The sequence below is a fragment of the Kaistella soli genome (assembly GCF_019038595.1).
Lineage (GTDB): Bacteria > Bacteroidota > Bacteroidia > Flavobacteriales > Weeksellaceae > Kaistella > Kaistella soli.
On sequence record NZ_JAHOPF010000017.1, the window covers coordinates 1 to 1,689 of the forward strand.

Annotated in this window: 4 protein-coding genes; all 4 read right to left on the bottom strand. The window is 35.2% G+C overall.

The window, feature by feature from the left end; all coding sequences use genetic code 11:
• Positions 1–161: 161 nt before the first annotated feature.
• Positions 162–368, bottom strand: a complete 207-nt coding sequence (locus tag KSK37_RS14115; protein ID WP_219319255.1) for a GDCCVxC domain-containing (seleno)protein — start codon at positions 366–368, stop codon at positions 162–164.
• Between the two features lies 1 nt (position 369).
• Positions 370–969, bottom strand: a complete 600-nt coding sequence (merTP, locus tag KSK37_RS13950) for a mercuric transport protein MerTP (RefSeq protein WP_217202123.1) — start codon at positions 967–969, stop codon at positions 370–372.
• Positions 966–1,340 (bottom strand): ArsR/SmtB family transcription factor, encoded by a 375-nt coding sequence (locus KSK37_RS13955; protein ID WP_217202124.1) that lies wholly within the window; start codon positions 1,338–1,340, stop codon positions 966–968. The genes merTP and KSK37_RS13955 overlap by 4 nt, the downstream gene beginning before the upstream one ends.
• A gap of 141 nt (positions 1,341–1,481) precedes the next feature.
• The coding region (locus KSK37_RS13960) for a hypothetical protein (protein ID WP_217202125.1) at positions 1,482–1,689 on the bottom strand (208 nt) is incomplete at its 5' end.

Here is a 1,689-nt window from a genome sequence, read left to right on the forward strand (position 1 = left end):
CCATCCGAAAATCCGAAAAACTTTCACCGCTAAAAACAAAACCTCCTTTAAATCGCTTTAAAAGAGGTTGTTTTTTATTGAGTTTTCAGAACTTGACGCTGAAATTTGAGGTTGTGCAACGGTTACCGCTGTTAGTGGCTGGGCTTCTTTATTTCTGTCCGTTAGCAACATTTTTTGTCTTGCTGAATTGGTGGACAAGCTACACTTCCGTAACTGCAATATACACAACAGTCGCCTTGTTTTGGTTTAAGAACTTGCTTACATTTTTCACATTCGTAAAAATATTGACAAGCGTCTGTCGGCATTGTTTCTTCTTTTTTGTGTCCGCAGTTGGGGCAAGTGATTGTTGATTGTAATATTACTTCCATTTTAATTTTCTTTTTTGTCGGTTACAGAATATCCTGTTGAGTTAATTGCTTTTTCAATGTCTGCAATGTTAGTTTTTGAGTTGTCAAATTCTACAATTGCGTTTCCATTTTCGTATGAAGCGTTTGAACTTATTATTCCTGTCAATTTATTTACTTCGTGATTTACGTGTTCGCCACAACTTGCACAAGTCATTCCGCTAATGGTAAATTCTACTTTTTGAATATTGGATTTGTCTACTACTATGATTTGCTTTTCTGACTTTGGATAGAAAATGTTGGAGTAGTGTGGAAAGGCAAGCATAACGATTGCAAATGCTGTTACAATTCCTAAAAACTTTTTTGATTGAATGAATTTAGGTTTTACTTCTGTTTCACAGTTACAGTTAATTTGTTTTTTTGGTTTCAACTTTTGATACCAAGCAAAACCAAGAACCAAAATTGTCAAACCGATAAAATACGGTCGGAAAGGTTCAAGCCAAGAAAAAGTTGAAGCAAGTCCGCTTGTCCCTGCAATGAGAGCCAAGACTGGTGTAATGCAACACAATGAAGCGGCAATTGCTGTCAAAAGCCCTGCTCCAATTAGTTTGTTGTCTGTTTTCATATTGTTTCTAATATTTTATTCTCGTCAAGTATTTTGAAAAACGGTCTCAGCATTTTTTCATACTCTTTTGTCAATGAGTAAAAAATGGTTTGAGCTTCTCTTTCTGTTTCAATTAGTTTTCTGTCTTTTAGTTTTCGCAAGTGTTGTGAAACTGCTGAAATTGTCATTCCAAGAATGTCGCTTATATCACAGACACAAAGTCGTTTTTCTTCATAGAGCAGAAACAGAATTTTGAGTCTTACGTTGTTTCCCGCTAATTCAAGTCCGTTCGATAAATAGTCAAACGAGCCGTTGAGTTCTGAAACTCGGTCTTTACAGCGATTTATTTGTTTAATGTCTGCTTGTTGTCGTATGCAAGAATTATTGTCCATTGAGCAAAGATAGTTAATTTGTTTATTTAAGCAATTGCTAAAATATGAAATATCAAAAAGAACCCGATTTGTCTGTCGGGTTGTGTCGTCATAGCCTTGCCACTAACGGTTGGGTATTTCTGTTGGCGGGGATTATTATAACTAGTCTTTGTAAATATAACTAAAAGAACAACTTGCGAAAATCTTCATGATGTAAACTTCAACCCCGCTAATAGAAATACTGTGTTGAACTAAACCTCCGGTAGCTTTTTCGATTCGCCGTTTTAGTAATTTTGTTTTTTTAACAATCAAAACATTTACTATGGCTACAAAAAAAAATCTCCGGAGGATGTAAGGACGAACAAAATTT